Genomic DNA, 1,746 nt, shown 5'->3' on the forward strand with positions numbered 1-1,746 from the left:
CCACCAGCTAATTAATTTCATATACGAAGTATAACATATTTTCCTACTAAAATCTAGTTAGAAAAAATGAAAAAATTACTTACAAATGTGAATAGGAATTGGATTTATTGCGACTACAACGGTAGTCGCTTTTTTTTTAGATAATCTTGCAAAAATAATTAAATACAATTTAGGGACTATCGGGCAAGTTGCCCGATAAAACTCTCTAGTCGTCATGCGCAAGACGATAAACGGCATTTTATGCGGTTTTATGAATAGTTGCAACAGTAGTAGTGGCTGTAAAAAAACACTAGGAGGGCACTCTTTGGGGGCTTGAATATGATTACCTATTGGCTAAATGCAAGGGCTAGGGTATATAGATGCTGGGAGCTGAGAAAGCTATCGGAGTGGGTATCTATCTAAAGAGATTTAGAGCATATCAAGAGCATGGTACTTTGTCGACGATACTATACGTTGTTTATCAAAAATACCACCCGCGTTTTTTGCGGGGGGAAGTCTGCCCTTTGAGCGGACTCCTCAACCGTTGTTTATCAAAAAAAAGTTTCGTTGTCTATAGTTTTTTAGAAAAAATAAATATAAATAAACATAAAGCAGGTTGGGAAAACAGCTACTAGAGTACATAACCGAGGTAGCGAACGCGTTGCGAGGTTTGGACTCAACCAATTACAAAAAATTAGGAGGATTTAAGTGGTCAGAAAATTAAAATCTAAAGAAAATCCAGTAATTAATTTAGATGAATATTTAGAAAATAAAAGCAAATATTCATTTGAAATTGAGAAACCTTTAAAGAGTGAATTAAACTTGGATAATCCATCTGGACAAGGAAAAAAAATAGAAAGATTAACAAGCCAATTACATTTAAGAATTGGGGAACTGGAAGAAAATATTTTAAATTTTGGTTCTGAAGAAAATAAAATGTCTAAATCAGATTTTGTAAGATATTTAATTTTAGAATATGGGAAAAATTTTGTAAAAGATGAAATTGAAGATAATTATAAAAACTATTTAGAAAAATATAAATTACTTTCTGAAGAATTGGAAGAAAAAAAAATCTTAAGAGAAAATTTATTAGAAAAAAGAGGAGCTGATAAAAAGACTGCAAATCAGCTTTGTTATCAAAGAACTAAACTAAAATTTGAAATTGAGAATATTGAAAGTGAAATGAATCATTTAAACGGCTATTTTAAGCGATACAAAAAACTTTTTGATGAATAGTCTGACTGAAAAATAATAAAGGCACGCTTCCGAGTTTCTTTTTGTTACACAAAATAGAAACTCATCGTGTTAGGGGAATTTCCCCTAAGACCCCAACAAGGTAGGTTGCTTTTGCAACCTAATCAACCCCGATTTATTTTTATTGATCCACTGCTGCCAAAATAAATTTTGTTGGCAGTGAACCAATAAAAAACGCCCCAATCATGGGGCTTAAATTTAAAAAATAAAAAAAGATATTGAATGTATTTCCAGTGTGTGCTAATATTAGACAAGATAAAAAATTAACCACATGAAAAATATAAAAAAAAATGGCTCTAAAAAGTTTGCAGACTTTTCAGAACCTAATTAGTTTGTATTGCAGTACAAACCAATCTAAATTAACTGATGTAGACCCACCAGCTAATTAATTTCATATACGAAGTATAACATATTTTCCTACTAAAATCTAGTTAGAAAAAATGAAAAAATTACTTACAAATGTGAATAGGAATTGGATTTATTGCGACTACAACGGTAGTCGCTTTTTTTTTA

General features: G+C 30.9%; 1 protein-coding gene. It reads left to right on the forward strand.

Annotation, left to right across the window (positions count from 1 at the left end):
- Positions 1-687 precede the first annotated feature (687 nt).
- Positions 688-1,215: a hypothetical protein gene (locus tag ACRDDY_RS10945; protein WP_438564987.1), complete on the forward strand. Its 528-nt coding sequence runs from the start codon at positions 688-690 to the stop codon at positions 1,213-1,215.
- Positions 1,216-1,746: the final 531 nt, after the last annotated feature.

Origin of the sequence: Clostridium sp. (genome assembly GCF_051656525.1) — a bacterium.
Taxonomy (GTDB): Bacteria; Bacillota; Clostridia; order Clostridiales; family Clostridiaceae; genus Clostridium.